Origin of the sequence: Streptomyces sp. NPDC021115 (assembly GCF_044333065.1) — a bacterium.
Classification (GTDB): Bacteria; Actinomycetota; Actinomycetes; order Streptomycetales; family Streptomycetaceae; genus Streptomyces.
Genome location: NZ_JBIRQF010000025.1, coordinates 60790 through 77524, shown reverse-complemented (window position 1 = coordinate 77524; position 16735 = coordinate 60790). Strand labels below are relative to the sequence as shown.

Genomic DNA, 16735 nt, shown 5'->3' with positions numbered 1-16735 from the left:
CGCCACGTACGCAAAGGAAAGCCGGCCATGAACGCACACACTCCCCGAGCCCTCGTCGTGGGCATGGGCATCGGCGGCCTCGCCACCGCGATGCGCCTGCACGAGGTCGGCTGGGAGCCCGTCATTGTGGAGCGCGCCCCCGCACGCCGCCCCGCCGGATACTTCGTCGGACTCTTCGAGACCGGCCGCGCCACCGCCCAGCGGATGGGCGTCCTCGACGCCATCGGCGACCGTGCCGACACGACCAGCGTCACCTACGACGTCGAACGGGACGGCCGCCGGCGTCCCGGCATGGGCTACGGCGACCTGCCCGGCGCCCCCCGCCTCATCCTCCGCGGTGACATCGAGGCCGCGCTGTACGACACCGTCGCGCCCTGCACCGAGATCCGGTACGGCACGACACCCGTCGCCACCGACGAACACCCTGACGGCGTCGACGTCACCCTGCGCAGCAAGGCGGGAGAGCAGTCCACCGAAACCACCGAACGCTTCGACCTCGTCATCGGCGCCGACGGACTGCGCTCCACTGTGCGTCGCCTGGCCTTCGGGCCCGACGCCCAGTTCATGCGCCCGCTCAACCACATCATCGCCGCCACCGTCATGAAGGAGCCGGTGCCCGGTTTCCGTCCCCAGGACGGCGTCGTCCTGGCCGAACCCGGCCGCTCGGTGTGGACCTTCCCCTTCGCCGACCACCAGCCCGGTCTGCTGTTCAACTACCGCACCCACGATGAGGACGCCCAGTTCCGTCGCCCGCCCATCGAGTCCCTGCGCCGCGCCTTCGGCCCGGAGCCGACAGGGCCCGTCCTGAAACACCTCTTGCAGCAGTTCGAGCAGGCCGACGACTACCTCTTCGACTCCGTCCACCAGGTCGAGATGGACACTTGGCACAGCGATCGGGTCGTTCTCCTCGGCGACTCCGCCTGGTGCCTGACCCTCTACTCCGGCATGGGCGCTTCCACCGCCCTGGCCGGCGCCGACCTCCTGGGCACCCTCCTCCAGCGCAACCCCGGCAATATTCCCCGTGCTCTGCGTGAATGGGACCAGAGGCTGCGCCCCTTCATGGACATCCAGCAGAAGTCCGGCCGGACCCAGGGGCTGACGATGTTCGTCCCCCAGACCTCCCGAGAGAAGGTCATGCGCACCGCCATGCAGAAGGTGATGGCCAACCGCGCAGGCAAGAAGGCCGTGTCGGCCCTGATGGCCAAGCGCTTCGAGGAGAAGTCGATCGACATCGCCGCCGCCTGACCGCGGGGACCATGCGTCGCATGCCTGCATTCCCACCGAAGGAGCCACGATGACCACGACGCACCACCCCACTCTGGTCGCCGCCGTCGACCAACTCCCTGCCGACCCCGCCCGGGTGATGGACTCCTGGTGGTTCACCGCACGCCTCAAGGCCGCGGACACCGTCTTCTGGGCGAAGATCCACGCGATGACCGTACAGGGCACCGCCCACAGCACCGTCGCCCTGATGCGGGAGCCGGGCGGTCATTCCAGCCGCCAGCAGTCGACCGACAGCCCCGACGAGGTGACGCTCGCGACCAGCATCCTCGACATCCGGACTCCGATCCTGGACATACGGGGCGACCTGGACGCCATCGCGATCACCGGTGCCACCGACACCGGCTCGCTCCAGCTGACCCTGCGGCGGGACGAACCCGTGCTCTACAACGGAGGCTCCGGCCTCTTCCCCTTCTTTGGCGGCACCACCGGCCAGTACTCCCTCCCTGGCCTCACCACCTCCGGCACCCTCACCGCCGACGGCACCACGTACGAGGTCCGCGGACGCACCTGGTTCGACCGCCAGTGGGGCACGCCCGGCACCGAACCCCCGCGCTTCACCTGGCTCGGACTCGACCTCGGAGGCGGCCGCTATCTCAGCGTCTGGGACACCACCGGAGATGGCACCTCCTGGCTCACCGAACTCGCCGCCGATGGCACGCACACCATCACCCGAGCCCACCGCATCGAGCGCAACGGAGGCTGGACGCTGACCGTTCCGCGCTTCGAAGGTGCACTTGAGATCGACCATCGTGGGCTGCCCGACTCCAACGACGGGCTCTACGCCGGGGTGTGCGAGGTCATGGGAACGTTCGCAGGTGAGGACATCGTCGGACACGGCTACGTGGACATCGTCAGCCAAGCTCCCGCCTGAGGCTCGGCAGTTGACGTCCAGGCCAGAGGATACGACCCCGCAGGCAGGTTGCGGGGCCGTAGGACGTCCGGCGGGAGGAGTGTCTTGATGTCGTCGGACACATCCGGAGTCCCGGACGGTCGCGACAGGGCGGTCAGAAATCGAGCACGACAGTGGATTCGTGCGAGCGGTCCGCCAGCGCCGGAGCCGTCTGGCCCACAGCAAACTTCGCGAAGTGCTCGGATTCGGCGTGCGCCTTCAGTGCGTCCTCGTCGTCGTAGACCTCGAAGAACCTGAAGGCTGCGGGCTGCTGCAGGTCCTGATGGATGATGTACGACCGGCACCCAGGTTCGGTGCGAGTGGCCGGGACCAACTCGGCGAGGGCGGCACGGATGGCATCCTCCTTACCAGGGTGGGCGGTCCAGACGGCGGAGATTGCGATGGCCATGGGGGACTCCTCGGTTTTTCGTATGCAGTGCGACGACGGTTACGGCGACGCACATGGGGGCGTGGGGGCCGGCGGGTACTTCCGACGAGCCGGGCTACTCACCCGGACGACGCGTAGGCGTCCAGGACGGGGCGAGTTCGTCCGGAGTGGCGTTTTGCAGGATGACCCGGTCCGCGCCGGCGTCGAAGGTCGCACGGAGCGGGCCGCACACTGCGCCGACGAGCCGAGCGTGGAGGTTTCCATCCACTCCTGAGGCAACAGTCCGGCGATGTGCAGCAGTTGGTCCGGCGTCGCCGTGGCCACGAGCGGCTCGGTGAAGGACGAGACGACCGGGTCGGCCCGGAAACGGCGTAACGCCGCGGGGTCCCAGCCGTTGGCGGTGACGAGGTCGTCGCCAAGGTACTGCAGGTAGTTGGCGAGGCGGGCGACGGTCTTGCGTAGCCGGACGTTCTCCGGGAGATGGTCGCCCGCCGTCACCAGGCACGACCAGACCCGGACCGATGACGGGTCCCGACCTGCGGACTCCGCCGAGTCCTTGACCGTGGACACCGCCTTGCGCAGCGCAATTTCGGACAGAAAGGTGTGCAGGACGACGTCGTCGAAGACCTGGCCGCCGAGCACCAGGTCCTCATGGTGGAAGGCGACGATGCCGAGTGGCACGGCCGCCGGTGTGGAGTCGATGCGCAGGAGCGGGTAGTGCCCCGCCGGGCCGCTGTGGTGTCACGGATCACCTCGCCGCTGGTCAGGCGGCGGACGAGTTGCGCCCAGTCGCGCATCTGTGCGGTGGTCACCGGCGGCAGGCCGAAGGCCCGGTACAACGAGGAGACCCCGGGGCCGATGCCCAGCATGAACCGTCCCTCGGACAGGCGGTGCAGGGTGGCGGCCCAGGACGCGTTGATGACGGGGTGGCGCAGGTGGTGGTTGGTGGCGGCGGTGCCGATGTGGAGGCGAGAGGTGACGGCGCAGGCGGCTCCCGCGAGCGTGGCGGCCTCCGCGTCCATCCGCCACCGTTCGGCGAGGAACGCGGTCCCGAGGCCGAGTTCTTCGCCCTGATGCGCCTCACCGATCATGGCCGCCGGGTCCGCAGAAGCGCCGGACAACAGGTAGAAGCCGAGCTCGTCCAACGTGCGCTCACCCATGGAGCACGAGCTTTCCCGTAAGTGATCCGCGACTCGAGAGCCTGGTGGGCAAGGGCGGCATCGGGCAGGGCGAAACTCGCGGAGAGGTGTACCCGTCGATGGTTCCCTCGGCGAGCCAGCGGAACAACTGGTCGGCGCGTTCAAGGAATTCTCTACGAGTGGTCAGGAAGTCCACGAGCCGCGGCCGTGTGAGGAACAGGGACCCAGCGTTGGCGAGCTCATTGGTGTCCAGCGGGGTGTCTGGCCGCCGGAGCTGCCGTACAGCACGACGGTGCCCCGTCGACGGGCACAGGTGAGCACCGAGGGGAAGCGCGGGCCGCCCACGCTGTCGTAGATCACGTCCAGGCCACGGACATCGGTGAAGTCCGCGGCCGAGGCGGGGAGGTGGCCGTAGCCGGCGACGACCTGCTCTGCGCCGGCAGCGAGCGCGGCGGCGGACTTGGCCTCGTCGGACACGGCGCATGCCGACGGCGGCCCGCTGATGCAGGCGGTCACAGAGCAGATCGCCGATGACACCGCAGATCCCTCGCCTTCGCCGTGCCCTTCTCGCCGGTCGGGGCGTGTCCTCGATCACAACCGGACTGGGTCCCCTCCGCTCACCGGGGGAGCGCCTCCGAGGGCGACCATGCCAGCATAGTTATTACAAACGAAACGTGTCGTATCGAATATCGAGTGCAAGTCGACTAGGCGTTGCGATACGAAGGGCGTCCTATGGGTGATTGGCCGTGAGGGAGTGCAGAGTTGACCCCCCTAGTGATGCGATACGTTTCGTATCGGATGCTACTGTGGATGCACCTCGCGGAGGAGAGGAGCGCCGGATGACGGTGTGTTTGCGACAGGCGGTGTTCGTTCCGCCTGCTGTCAGCGTCGTGGCCGATGAGCTGGGGTTGTTCGCTGATGCCGGTGTCGAGGTCGAGACGGTGTTGATCGAGTCGTCGTCGGATCAGCGGGATCGGCTGGTCGGCGGGGAGGTCGATGTGGGTGTGACGGCCGTGGACAACTTGGTGGTGTGGAACCGGGGTGGTGGGAAGCTGCGCGTGGTGGCGCAGGTGGAGTCGACGACGCCGCTTCGGCTGGTGGCGCGGTCCTCGATGGAGAAGGTTCAGGACTTGCGGGGCTCGAGGTTGGGGGTCGACGCCGTGGACAACGGTTTCGCAGTGGTGCTCCGCCGGCTTCTGACCCGGCGCGGATTGGAGTCCGCCGATTGCGAGTGGGTGCCGGTGGGCGGGGTGCGTGAGCGCTTCGAGGCCCTGCGCGAGGGGACCGTGGACGCCACCTTGTTGGGCCCGCCCCTGGATGAACTGGCTATCCGGGAGGGGCTGGTGCAGCTGATCTCGGTGGTGGAAGAGGTACCCGACTTTCCCGGGCAGGGTGTGGTGGCCGGGACCGCCGCACTGCACGACGGGGAAAAGCTGTCGCGCTATCTCGGGGCGTTGGAGGCGGCCCGCAGGTGGTTGTCCGGTGCTCCGCGGGAGCAGGCGCTGGAGGTGCTGGCGCGGGGTGGCTACGGGGCCGGGGCGGCTCAGGCGGCGTTGCGTACGTGTCCGGTGTCGCTGGTTCCTGTTCGTACTGGGCTGGAGCGGATCGTGTCGATGCGGCGGGAGCTGGGCATGTTGCCCGATCCCGCGCCGAGGGTGGAGGACCTGTACGACAGCGGTCCGCTCGGTCTGGAGCTGGGTCCATGACTGCTTGCCTGTTCCAGGCCCATGCCGGGATTGGGGGCGTGCCGATGGCGCGAAGGCGAGCGCGAGATTGTGCGCCGCACACCCCATCGCGAGCGACGCACCCCGGCTGCATCGAAGCAGGCTCCGGGGAGGGGCGCACATCCGGTTGCGTTGGACCGGCAGGTCCGCGCGCGGAGTGCACAAGTGAAAAGCGGTATGGCCGAGTACGTGAGTCCTAGAGAGAGTTTTGATGTCCCGAGATTTCGAAGTCCTGGTCGTCGGTGGCGGACCGGTTGGGGTGAAGACCCTGGTGGATCTGGGCCACGCCGGCGTGCAAGCGGTGGGTATCGAGCAGTGGCCGGAGATGTGGAAGCAGGCGCGTGCCGTGCACTTCGACGCCGAGGCCATGCGCTCCTTCCAGCCGATAGGACTGGCCTCGCAGGTCTCCGACCTGACCACTCCCATGCGCCACTACCGCATGGAGAACGAAGCCGGCGAGACGCTCTTGTCCCATGTCACGGGGGAGTGGGGGCCCCAGGCATGGCCTGGGGAGAATCTGTTCCATCAGCCGGAGATCGACGCACTTCTGCGCGCGGAGGTCGAGCGGCTCCCCAGTGTTGAACTGCGCCTTGGTACCAAGTTGTTGGGGATCGAGGAGGGCACCGAGGGAGTCCACTGCCGAGTCGAGACACCGGAGGGGACGCAGCGAACACTCACGGCACGCTGGGTAATCGCCTGCGACGGCGCCAACTCCACGGTCCGCGAGGCGTTCGGGATTTCCCTTGAGAATCTCGGCGTCGACGACCCGTGGCTTGTCGTCGATGGACACCTGCATGGAACGGCTGACATCGAGGGCGACATGGTGGCCCTCGGCCGCCACAGCCGTCCCGCGCTCTGGCTCAGGCTGCCAGGTGACCGGGCGCGCATCGAGCTCAAAGTTCTCCCGGACGACGACCCGGACGAGATCATCACCTCCGAGGGCATCGCCCGGCTCAGCAAAGGCCTCCTCACGCCTGAGAACTTCACGCCCGATCGCCGCTCCATCTACACCTTCCGGGCCCGCGTCGCCGACACATGGCGGATCGGCAACGTGTTCCTCGCGGGAGACGCGGCGCACCAGGCACCGCCCCTGTTCGGCCAGGGGCTGTGCGCGGGTATGCGGGACGTGGCCAATCTGGCCTGGAAGATCCGTCTCGTTGCCCAGGGGAGAGCGCCTGAGTCCCTGCTCGACACGTATGAGTCCGAGCGTCGGCCTCATGCCTGGTACTGGGTCAACGAGGCGGCGACGATGGCCAATCTCGTCCAGACCACCGACCCCGCGATCGCCGCCCGGCGGGACGCTCATTGCCGCGCCCATCCCGAGACCGTGTGCCCGCCGCCGGCGCCCGCGCTTGGTCCGGGACTGCACCTCGGCCAGGCCGACCCGCACGCCGGACGGATCTCGGCGCAGCCGATGTTGCCCGACGGGCAGCGTCTCGACGACATCGTCGGACGCCGATTCCTGCTCGCCGTGACGTCCGAACTGCTGGCCGGACTGCCCGCTTCGGTACGTACGGCCCTGGAGGACGAGCCGGAGATCGCTGTTCTGAGCTCTCCGCGGCACATCCGTGAACTGCTTGATGTGGTCGAGTCGTCGGCCGTGCTGGTGCGTCCCGATCGTTATGTGCTGGGGACGGCGCGGACGCCCGCCGAGGTCGAAGGACTGCTCGACCTGCTTCCCCTCGGGAACGGGCGCGAATCCCGTCGCGAGATGACGCGGACAGAAGAGACCGTCGCGTAGCGCTGAGCTGCGCAGCAGCAAACCTTTTACCGATGCGGGAGTTTGTCATGCGTGATCGTCCGATTACTCATCTGCGGCATGTGGATATCGCCGTTCAGGATTATGAGAAGCAGGTTGCCTTCTATGAGGAGAAGTGGGGGCTGACGAAGGTCGGTTCCGATGGGGATGTCACGTATTTCGCGGCCGAGGGGTCGCCGGAGCAGTATGTGATCCGGGTGCGGCGGTCGCAGGAGAAGCGGCTGGATCTGGTGTCCTACGGGGCCGCGGACCGGGAGTCGGTGGATGCGCTGGCGGAGCGGCTGGCATCGGACGGGGTGCGCCTCGTGGGGGAGCCGGACGTGCTGCAGACGCCCGGTGGGGGGTACGGTTTCCGGTTCTTCGATGTGGAGGGCCGCACGGTCGAGGTGTCGGCCGGGGTGGCGGCGCGGCAGCACCGGCGGATCGAGGAGCGTGAGGACATTCCGGTTCGGCTGTCGCACGTGGTGTTGAACTCGCCGGAGCCGGAGAAGCTGCTGGCGTGGTACGAGAGGTACCTGGATTTCCGGCTGACGGACACGAATGTGCATCCCCGGCTGGGCGGGATCATGTGGTTTCTGCGGTGCAATCCGCAGCATCACAGCATGGCGATCGCGCGGTGTCCGCATGTGTCGTTGCATCATGCGTCGTTCGAGATGCGGGGGCTGGATGAGTACATGCGGGGCAGTGGCCGGCTGATGCGGGACGGGGTCCACAAGGTGTGGGGGCCGGGGCGGCATCGGGCGGGGGACAACACGTTCACGTACTTCCATGATCCGAACGGGAACACGATGGAGTACACGACGGAACTGGAGACGCTGGACGAGGACTCCTGGCATCCGCATTTGTATTCCACGGAGGACCCGGAGACCTCGGATCAGTGGGGGACGTCGAACCCGATGAACGACTTCGTCTCCCGGGAGATGTTCAACGACCCCGACCGCGGACTCTTCGCCGCACCCCCCGTGTGAGTCCTGGGGAGCGGGCTGTGCTGCTCACGGTTAGGACAGCCCGCTCCACCCGCCGCGTTCGGCCGCTTTCACCGGAGATTACGAGGAAACCATGAGCAACACGCCCTTCTCGCTGGGAACGTTCGCCGGAGAATCCGGCAGTCCGTTCCCCGGCATCGTCGTGGACGGCAGGGTGTACAACACCCGGACCGCCCTTCCCGAGGCCGCCGGCACTCGGGACCTGCTGGCCGACTGGAACGCCTCGCTCGAGGCACTGCAGGCCCTCGCGGACGAGCCCCAGGGAATGGGGCTGCCGGTCGGCGACCTGCGGGTCCTTCCCCCTGTGCAGCCGCCCGGCCAGATCATCGCCGCCGGAGCCAACTACCGCGAGCACGTCATCCAGATCACGGTCGCGCACCGCCTCGGCAAGGCGGACGCCACGGAGGACGAACTGCGCGAGCAGGCTGCACGGGAGATCGACGAACGCCGCGCGAACGGGGAACCGTACGTCTGGATCGGGGCCCCATCCGCGATCAACGGCCCGTACGACCACCTCGTCCTCCCCTCCCTCGGCGAGAACCACGACTGGGAGCTCGAACTGGGCGTGATCATCGGGCACGAGGCGCGCGACGTGAGCCGCGAGGAGGCCATGTCCGTCGTCGCCGGGTACACCATCTGCAACGACCTGACGACGCGCAGCCTGGTGCCTCGCCCGGATATCCCGATGATGGGCACCGACTGGATGCGCTCGAAGAACCAGCCCGGCTTCTATCCCACGGGCCCCTACGTCGTCCCGGCGCGCTTCGTGCCCGATCCACACGACCTGGACATCACGCTGCGGCTCAACGGAGAGGTCATGCAGAAGGGCAACACGGGTGACATGATCTTCGACATCCCCGCCCTGATCTCGTACGCCTCGCACCGCATGGTCCTTCAGCCGGGCGACATGCTCATCACCGGCTCGCCGCAGGGGAACGGCTCGCACTACGGCCGCTTCCTGCGGCCGGGGGACGTGATGGAGTGCGAGATCACCGGGCTCGGCACCCAGCGCACGCTCTGCAAGTAGCGGTATTCCGGCCCGTCGGGCTCATCGCTGGTGTGATGAGCCCGACGGCTACCACCCCGACTCCAGAGGAGAACCATGTCTGCCGGTGTCCAGGCGGACTCCCATCAGCAGCACAGCACACAGATGGGAGGCGGGCTCGTCGGACTGCTAGCCACGGCCACGGGTTTGTGCGTGGCCAACCTCTACTACGGGCAGCCGCTGCTCGACGCCATCGCGCACGGGCTGCACACATCGCCGTCCACCGCGGCGCTCCTGGTCACGCTGACGCAGGTGGGCTACGCGGCGGGACTGCTGTTCCTGCTGCCGCTCGGTGACCTCGTCAACCGTGCGAAGTTCGTGCCGCTGATGTCGCTGGCGACGGCGGTCTCGCTGGGCGTGATGGCAATCGCCACTTCCACACCGCTGTTCCTGGCTGCTGCCGCCGCCGCGGGGGCGGGGGCATCCACTGCGCAGGTGCTGATCCCGTTCGCGACCGAGCTTGCGCCGGTACAGCACCGCGGCCGGGTGGTCGGCACCCTCTCGATGGGGCTGTTGCTGGGCTCGGTGCTCGCCCGCACCGTGGCCGGGTACCTGGCCGATCTCGCCGGTTGGCGCACCGTCTACGGGGTGGCTGCCGTGGCGATGGCCCTGCTCGCCCTGGTCCTGCGGCTGCGCATGCCTGTGGTCGCCCCCACCGTGCGCCTCGGCTACGGCGCACTTCTGGTCTCCACGGTCCGGATCGTGGCCAGTGAGCCGGCATTGCGGGTGCGGATGTTGATCGGGGGCCTCAGTTTCGCCGGCTTCTCGGTACTGTGGACCGCCCTGACGATGCTCCTCAGCGGACCCCCTTACCACTACTCGGTTGGCACTATCGGCCTGTTCGGGTTGCTTGGCGCGATCGGCAGCCTGGCCGCTCGGCTCGTGGGTATGCTCGCCGATCGGGGCCACGGCAGCCTGATGACCACACTCAGCTGCCTCGTGCTCGCTCTGTCGTGGGTGGTTCTGTTCTTCGGCAGTCACCGCATCGCGCCTGTCATCATCGGTGCCGCGACCTTCACCCTGGCCGTACAGGCGCTTCAGGTCACCAACCAGAGCCGCATCTACCAGCTGGCGACCGATGCGCCGAGTCGCGTCAACTCCGCCTACATGACGGCATACTTCGTCGGAGGGGCCGTCGGCTCCGGGCTCACCAGCGCGGCCTACGGAGCCGGGGCGTGGACCGGCGTATGCGTCCTCGGTCTGGCACTTGGCGTGTGCACGGTGATCGCCTGGGCGCTCGGTCGACGCGCCGACCGCCGCCGTCCGGCGCACATCCCTCCCCGGCGGAGGCCCTCGCTGCCGGCGTGACGTGGGCCCTGCGCGGTCCATATCGAGGCCAGACGATCGTCGGAACCTTCTCCATGAGCTCCAGCAAGGAGGAAGGCCGCGGATGACGGGCGAGTCGTCGGCGGCCACCCGCATCACACCGTCGATCGGCAGAGAGGCATCGTCGGCGGCCCGGTCCCCCGCCCAGCGTGTGGCCTCGAGGAACTGCCCTCGTCCGGGAGGGCGGCAACCAGCCTGCCCTGCTCGATGTCGGTGGCGGAAGTAGAGATACGGCCGACCTCCAGCGCGTTCCTTCCGATTCGATACGTTTCGTATCGTTTGACTGGTGTATCCCGTTGGCACCCCCGCTGGAGCAGGGAGTCCGGGCACACCTGGGGTAATTTGGCTCTGTGGCTGTACGAAGCGAATCGAGTCGTCGAGCGATTCTCGACGCGACCATGGACCTCCTCGTCCGTGACGGACGCCGTGCCATCACGGTGCAGAAACTGACCATGGAGGCGATCGCCAAGCGGGCCAAGGTCAGCAAGGTGACGATCTACCGGTGGTGGCCGAGCAAGGCCGCGGTCGTCATCGACGCCTTCATGGAGAGCCACCTTGCACACACCCGCATCCCCGAAGGGGTACCGGTGCGCGAGGCTCTCCTGGTGCACCTCAAGTCGCTGATCTCTCGCTACGCCGGCCCACAAGGGAAGCTGGTCTCCCAAATCGTCGCCGAGGGGCAATACGACCCCGAGACGATGGCCAACTTCCGCGCACGTTTCTGGAACGACCGCGCGGCGGCCGTCGAGAAGTTGATGCGCCGGGGCATTGACGAAGGCGTTTTCCGGTCTGACCTCGACCCGAGCGCGGCAGCCCAGTTGTTCTACGCGCCGATCTACTTCCACCTCCTCTTCGGAGTCAGCCCGCTCAACGACGCTCTCGCCGAGCAGCTCGTCGATCTGGGCATCCGGGGGCTGGAAGCGCATCCGGAGCAGGGCGAGACGACGTGAGGCATACTCCTGGGGGTCAGGACTCCCACCGCAGTTCGCTATCGTTGCTGGTCGCTACGCTAGGGCGCGCGCTCACCCCAAATCGCTCGGCGAGCTCCTGTGAACCCCGGCCGGACGCGCGTGGGCGAGCCGGAGGCGGGGCGTAGGCGGCGTGTGGGTGCCGGAAACCTGTATCACCCCCTATGCGACCTGCGTGTATTCGTGGATGAGGCCGCCGAGTCGATCGCGTCGATGGATGCGAGTGTTGTCGGTGGCGGTGGGTGGTTCGGGCTCGGTGAGTAGGTCCGGCGCCCGTTGTCCGAGGGATCGGTGTGGCCGGTGTTGGTTGTAGTGCTCTGCGTACTCACTGACGACGAGGCGTAGGTGGCGCTCTCCCGTGATCAGGATGCGGTCGGTTGCCTCGTGTCGACATGATCGGATCCAGCGTTCCGCGATGGCGTTCATCCGGGGTACCCGGGGCAGTGTCGGAAGGACGTCTACGCCGATTGCCTGGAAGGCGGCGTCGAAGCTGTCGGTGAAGTAGGCGCCGCGGTCCCGGATGAGGAATCTGACCGACTCGGCGTGGTCGCCGAGGTCCATGAGGTAGTTGCGGGCTTGTTGGGTGATCCAGGGGCCGGTCGGGTGTCGGGTGATGCCGGCGATGTGCACCCGCCGGGTGCTGTGGTTGATGAAGAACAGAACGAACCAGCGCCGCAGGAAGACCGTATCGATGTGGAACAGGTCGGTGGCTACGATCGCGGAGGCTTGGGCTTTGAGAAGGGCGGCCCAGGAGCGGTCCGTACGCTGTGGCGACGGGTCGATCCCGGCCTTCTTCAGGATCGACCAGACGGTGGAGGCGGCGACGTTGTGCCCCAGGCCGCCGAGCTCTCCGTGAACGCGGCGGTATCCCCATCCAGGGTTCTCCCGCGCCAGACGCACGACCAGTTGCCGCAGGGCCTCTGGTTTCGGTGGTCGGCCCGGACGGCGGGAGGGATAGGTCCACTTCCAGGCGATGAGGCGTGCGTGCCAGCGCAGGGCCGACCGAGGAGAGACCAGCAAGGCCACGTGGGTACGCCGCTGCTTGCTGACGAGCCGGTGCAGTGCTGCCATGACGGCCCGGTCGCTCCAGGAGAAGCGCGGCCGTGGCTGGGCGCGTTGTGCGATGGCGAGTTGATGCCGGAGCATCAAAATCTCTGTGTTCTTCGAGGCATCCGAACGGGCGAGTAGGGCAAACCATTGGAAGGTCTGGCAGGCGAGCAGGTAGATCAGCCGTATCACCACGACCGGCATGGTGCCTGATGAACCGCTGATTGCTCCTGAGGTCTGGCAGATCCGAACCAGCAGGTCAGTCCGGGTGACATAATTCCCGGCACCCACACGCCTATCGGCAAGTACGGCTCAATGAACTCTCACTGCTCGTCGGTGAGTTGCCTAGTGTCCCACCCAGCGTCCTACCAGGTCCCGCCCCCGCAAGGGACCAGAATCCGAGAATGATCACGACCTCACACAGGCCCTAGAAGCGTCCTCGTGTCCGGCAAGTCCTCAGAGCATCCCGGAGGGTGCTTCGTTGATGCCGAGCAGAAGCACGCCGTAATCCTCTTCGACGACGTGGGAGGTGAACTGGACGTGCCGCGACCCCACTGCGAAGTCCCGCCAGTACCGCTGCAATGGGTTGGAGCTGTCCAGGCCGGTGGATCCGTGCAGGTCCAGCAAGTCCTCCAGTGCGCTACGACATTCCCGCACAGCGGCGATCAGATCCATTCGGAGCCGCGCACGCTCTTTGGCAACAAGCACCTCGCCAGGTTGCGTGGCGTCGACTGCAGCGGCGATCCCCAGCATGCGCCGCTCAGCGGTGTCGATCTTGTGCGCGGCGACAGCGAGGTTCCTCCGGGCACCGGGAGAGTCGGCCAGCGTGGGGTGGGCGGGGTTCGGTGACGTCCGCTTGGCAAGGACATCGACCACGATGTCGAGGGCGCCGCGCGCGGCACCCCACAGGGGAGCGAACAGCCCGACCGCGATCGCGATGTTGGATAGCGCAGCGGCGATCCGGGGCAAGTCGAGCAGATGAGAATCGGGGATCCACACGTCGCCGCCGACGAGAGTGTGGCTTCCGGTGCCGCACAGCCCCGCCATGTGCCAGTCTCGGTCGATGGTCAGATCCCGGGTGCGGGCTAACACCGCAGTTGGCTGCGGCGGGCGGTCACCCTCCCCAGGCAGTTGCACGGAAAGTATCGCCCATTCGGCGAGTTCACATCCCGAAGCGTACGACCATCGGCCGGAGATGCGCAGCCCGCCGGGCTCACGGACGGCCGTCCCCGGCCGAGCAGACGCGCACGCTACGCTATCGACATCGCGAAACGCATCCGCGTATGCCTCGTCTGACGTGCCGATCTGCAACACCCGCTTCGCTTCGAGGTTCGTGGCCGCGACCCAGGCCGTCGACGGGCAGCCCCGTCCGAGCTCAGCCAGGAACCGGACCCTCGTGCTGAGGTCGGCCTCGATCCCTCCATCGGATCGGCGGACGCCCAAGGCGAACGCGCCCGCAGCCCGAGCAGCGGCGGCACTCACGCCGGTGATCCGCCGATCTCGCTCGGTCGCTGCGGCTTCGACCGCTGCTTGTTTCGCCGCCGTACGAGCGGCATCGAGCAACGGGACGGACGCGCCGTCGATACTTTTAGTCGTCATGCGCCAGGCAACGTTCCATGATCTACATCTATTCCTCAGGTAGCGCTGGCTGCCAGCGCGCGAGCGGCCGACCTGCTCACCGAGCAGTACGTGCTGCGCGGACTCCGTGCGCCCGGCGGCGGCAATTGTCTACAGCGTCTCCGCCGAACCCCGCCGCCACACCCTCTGATCAGCGGCGGCGTGCGGCCGGGTTCCGCGATTGCTGCCAGCGGGCCAGGGCCTGCGGGGAGACCCAGGTATTCGGCCAGCGAGGCGACCGAGGTGTGTCCGGACAGGGCCAGCAGGGTGGCGGTGTTCGCGCAGTCCTCGGCAGCGTGCGTGAGCGCGGAGTGCCGGAGCTGGTGCAAGGTGAACGGGCCGCCCGGCAGTCCGGTGGTGGCCCGCTCGAAGCACTCGGCGGCACGCCGGTAGAACAACCGCGCCCGCCCCGAATCGGGGTCGAGATCAGCTGGCGGGAGCTCGACACGGGTGCGGCGCCCTTGCATCCGGCGGCGGCGGGCTCGTCGAGGAAGACCCGCAGCATGGAAGGCCATGGCGGTGACGGTGACGGTTCAGTGGCCCGTCAGCTTCCGCCAGGCGCCGGGGGTGACGCCCTCCCTGCCCGAAAAGGCACGGCTCAACGCGCTGCCGGTGTCGTATCCGACTCGGACAGCGATCTCTTGGACACTCAGCTGCGTCTCGCGGAGCAGGACCTTGACCCGGTACATGCGCCATGCCGTGAGGTAGCCCAGCGGAGTGTCCCCCGTCTTCTCCTTGAACAGGGCGGCGAACGCTGAGCGTGACATCCCCGCCGTGCGGGCGAGTTCGTCGACCGTCCACGGATGGGCCAGGTCCGCGTGCAACTCCTCCATGACAACCGCCAGTCGCGGATCTCGCAGCGCGGCGATCCAGCCGACGGTCCCGCCACCGACATCCGTACAGCAGGTCCGCAGCGCCTGGACGAAGAGCACATCGGACAGACGGCTCACGATGAAGCCACCACCGAGCCCGCCCGCCGCGCTCTCCCGCGCGATGAGGTCGAACGTGGTGCGCAGGAGTTGACTGGACGCGTCGTCCAGATTCAGCCGGAACACCGGCGGCAGGAGCGCAAAGAGCGGTTCTGCCGCCACGGCGTCGAAGGCGAACCGAGTGGAGACGATCTGCGTGAGCTCACCGTCGCCCCCGACCCGCGCCGAGTCGCCGGGGACCCGGGAGACCAGTCCGTCGCAGTCCACGACCTCGCTGCCCGCCTCGTCCTGAAGCGTGAATCTCACCCCCGCCCGGACCAGGAAGCAGTCGTTCGTCTCCAGCCGCTGCGGCCCGGCGAGCGTGTCCGCGACGAGCCGGCACGCACCACGGGAGATCAGGACCAGCCGGGCGAGGTGCCGGGGAGGGAACGAGATTCCCCAGGGCGCACGGGCGTCCACCCGCACATATCGCGCGTCCTCGATCTTCATCGTGGCGAGAAGGTCATCGATCGGATCCATCTCCACTCCCTTGGGTCTCCCTGACCTCCCCTGGACGATCTGCGCCAAACTATGGACACCAAGATACAGATCGTCCAGCCGAGCGCACCTATCGTGGAGGCAACATACGAACGAAGGGTGGGTAATGCGTACATTCCAGATGGGAACTGGCGGTGGTCTGATCGCCTCGGCGGAGCGCCCGGTGCTGAGCCCGTCAGCGGGCGAAGTGCTCGTACAGGTGAAGGCCAGCTCCCTCAACGCACGCGATCTGCTTATCGTCACCGGCCGGTACGCCGTCGACGTGCCGCCCGGACGCATCCCGCTCTCCGACGGCGCGGGCGTCGTGGAGGCGGTCGGGAAGGGAGTCTCGCGCTTCCGCATCGGGGACCGCGTCGTGGGCACATTCCACCCGACCTGGCTGTACGGCCCGTTCCCCGAGTGGGGGCAGCTGCGCGGCACCCACCGCGACGGCTGGCTCACCGAATACCTCGTCCTCGACGAGCAGAGCCTGGTCGCCGTGCCGGACCACCTGTCCTTCGAGGAAGCCGCCACGCTTCCGTGCGCCGCGCTCACCGCGTGGTCGGCCGTAAGCGGCGTCGGCCCCGGGGACGCTCTCCTGGTCCAGGGCTCGGGCGGCGTATCGGTCTTCGCGCTACAGTTCGCCCGCCTGGCCGGCGCACGCGTCCTGGCCACGACGTCCAGCGACACCAAGGCCCAACGCCTCAGCGCTCTTGGCGCATCCGATGTCATCGACTACACCAGCACACCGGAGTGGGGCGCGCGGGTACGGGAACTCACCGGCGGCGCCGACCGCGTCGTCGAGATCGGCGGCGCCGGAACGCTCCCCCAGTCCATCGACGCCGTCGCCCAGGGCGGCCAGATCGCCCTTGTCGGCAACCTGGCAACGGGCGGCGACATGGACGTGACGCGGTTCTTCCGTCGCGCGGCGACCCTCCGGTCGATCAGCGTCGGCAGTCGGAGCGACTTCGAACGGATGAACAAGGCCATCGGCCAGCACCGGCTCCGGCCCGTCATCGACCGCGTCTTCCCCTTCAAGGAGGCCCTAGAGGCGTTCGCGCACTTCGAGAAGGGCCCACGCTTCGGCAAGGTCGTCATCAGCCACTGAGCGCCGTCTT

At 67.8% G+C, this 16735-nt stretch carries 15 protein-coding genes and 1 pseudogene; 9 read left to right on the top strand and 7 right to left on the bottom strand.

Translation table 11 applies throughout. The features are described from left to right. Nucleotides 1–27: 27 nt before the first annotated feature. Both ACH4TL_RS41435 and ACH4TL_RS41430 read left to right on the top strand, forming a co-directional pair. Nucleotides 28–1245, top strand: coding sequence for an FAD-dependent monooxygenase (locus ACH4TL_RS41435; protein ID WP_398329091.1), 1218 nt, complete (start codon nucleotides 28–30; stop codon nucleotides 1243–1245). Between the two features lie 49 nt (nucleotides 1246–1294). Then, the gene (locus tag ACH4TL_RS41430; protein WP_398329088.1) at nucleotides 1295–2155 is read left to right on the top strand and encodes a lipocalin-like domain-containing protein; all 861 of its coding nucleotides are present in this window, start codon (nucleotides 1295–1297) and stop codon (nucleotides 2153–2155) included. A 133-nt stretch (nucleotides 2156–2288) separates the two neighbouring features. On the opposite strand, the gene ACH4TL_RS41425 is transcribed toward ACH4TL_RS41430, so the two are convergent. The 4 genes and pseudogenes from ACH4TL_RS41425 to ACH4TL_RS41410 form a co-directional block, all read right to left on the bottom strand. Next, nucleotides 2289–2582, bottom strand: coding sequence for a putative quinol monooxygenase (locus ACH4TL_RS41425; protein ID WP_398329085.1), 294 nt, complete (start codon nucleotides 2580–2582; stop codon nucleotides 2289–2291). A 39-nt stretch (nucleotides 2583–2621) separates the two neighbouring features. Continuing rightward, nucleotides 2622–3242 (bottom strand): hypothetical protein, encoded by a 621-nt coding sequence (locus ACH4TL_RS41420; protein ID WP_398329197.1) that lies wholly within the window; start codon nucleotides 3240–3242, stop codon nucleotides 2622–2624. Nucleotides 3243–3277: 35 nt separating this feature from the next. Next, a pseudogene (locus ACH4TL_RS41415) lies at nucleotides 3278–3652 on the bottom strand (LLM class flavin-dependent oxidoreductase); the annotation flags it as partial. 231 nt (nucleotides 3653–3883) lie between these two features. After that, nucleotides 3884–4177: a zinc-binding dehydrogenase gene (locus tag ACH4TL_RS41410; protein ID WP_398329082.1), complete on the bottom strand. Its 294-nt coding sequence runs from the start codon at nucleotides 4175–4177 to the stop codon at nucleotides 3884–3886. A gap of 362 nt (nucleotides 4178–4539) precedes the next feature. Between ACH4TL_RS41410 and ACH4TL_RS41405 the strand changes: the two genes are divergently transcribed. From ACH4TL_RS41405 to ACH4TL_RS41380, 6 genes are all read left to right on the top strand, one after another. Beyond that, entirely contained in the window at nucleotides 4540–5406 is an 867-nt protein-coding gene (locus tag ACH4TL_RS41405) for an ABC transporter substrate-binding protein (RefSeq protein WP_398329079.1), read from the top strand. Nucleotides 5407–5635: 229 nt separating this feature from the next. After that, nucleotides 5636–7165, top strand: a complete 1530-nt coding sequence (locus ACH4TL_RS41400) for a bifunctional 3-(3-hydroxy-phenyl)propionate/3-hydroxycinnamic acid hydroxylase (RefSeq protein ID WP_398329076.1) — start codon at nucleotides 5636–5638, stop codon at nucleotides 7163–7165. 47 nt (nucleotides 7166–7212) lie between these two features. Next, nucleotides 7213–8151, top strand: coding sequence for a VOC family protein (locus tag ACH4TL_RS41395; protein WP_398329183.1), 939 nt, complete (start codon nucleotides 7213–7215; stop codon nucleotides 8149–8151). Between the two features lie 91 nt (nucleotides 8152–8242). Then, complete coding sequence (locus ACH4TL_RS41390; protein WP_398329073.1) at nucleotides 8243–9196, top strand: fumarylacetoacetate hydrolase family protein; 954 nt, start codon at nucleotides 8243–8245, stop codon at nucleotides 9194–9196. Between the two features lie 75 nt (nucleotides 9197–9271). Beyond that, entirely contained in the window at nucleotides 9272–10522 is a 1251-nt protein-coding gene (locus ACH4TL_RS41385; RefSeq protein WP_398329070.1) for an MFS transporter, read from the top strand. Between the two features lie 368 nt (nucleotides 10523–10890). After that, nucleotides 10891–11490: a TetR/AcrR family transcriptional regulator gene (locus ACH4TL_RS41380; protein ID WP_009713002.1), complete on the top strand. Its 600-nt coding sequence runs from the start codon at nucleotides 10891–10893 to the stop codon at nucleotides 11488–11490. Between the two features lie 180 nt (nucleotides 11491–11670). On the opposite strand, the gene ACH4TL_RS41375 is transcribed toward ACH4TL_RS41380, so the two are convergent. The 3 genes from ACH4TL_RS41375 to ACH4TL_RS41365 form a co-directional block, all read right to left on the bottom strand. Then, a complete protein-coding gene (locus ACH4TL_RS41375) occupies nucleotides 11671–12759 on the bottom strand; it encodes an integrase core domain-containing protein (protein WP_398329067.1) in 1089 nt (362 codons plus the stop codon). A 252-nt stretch (nucleotides 12760–13011) separates the two neighbouring features. Beyond that, the gene (locus ACH4TL_RS41370; protein WP_398329064.1) at nucleotides 13012–14154 is read right to left on the bottom strand and encodes an acyl-CoA dehydrogenase family protein; all 1143 of its coding nucleotides are present in this window, start codon (nucleotides 14152–14154) and stop codon (nucleotides 13012–13014) included. 551 nt (nucleotides 14155–14705) lie between these two features. Then, nucleotides 14706–15620, bottom strand: a complete 915-nt coding sequence (locus tag ACH4TL_RS41365; protein ID WP_398329061.1) for an AraC family transcriptional regulator — start codon at nucleotides 15618–15620, stop codon at nucleotides 14706–14708. 124 nt (nucleotides 15621–15744) lie between these two features. Here ACH4TL_RS41365 and ACH4TL_RS41360 point away from each other — a divergent pair, with 124 nt between their 5' ends. Continuing rightward, nucleotides 15745–16725 carry an NAD(P)-dependent alcohol dehydrogenase gene (locus ACH4TL_RS41360; protein ID WP_398329058.1) on the top strand — a complete coding sequence of 327 codons (981 nt, stop codon included), beginning with the start codon at nucleotides 15745–15747 and terminating at the stop codon, nucleotides 16723–16725. Nucleotides 16726–16735: the final 10 nt, after the last annotated feature.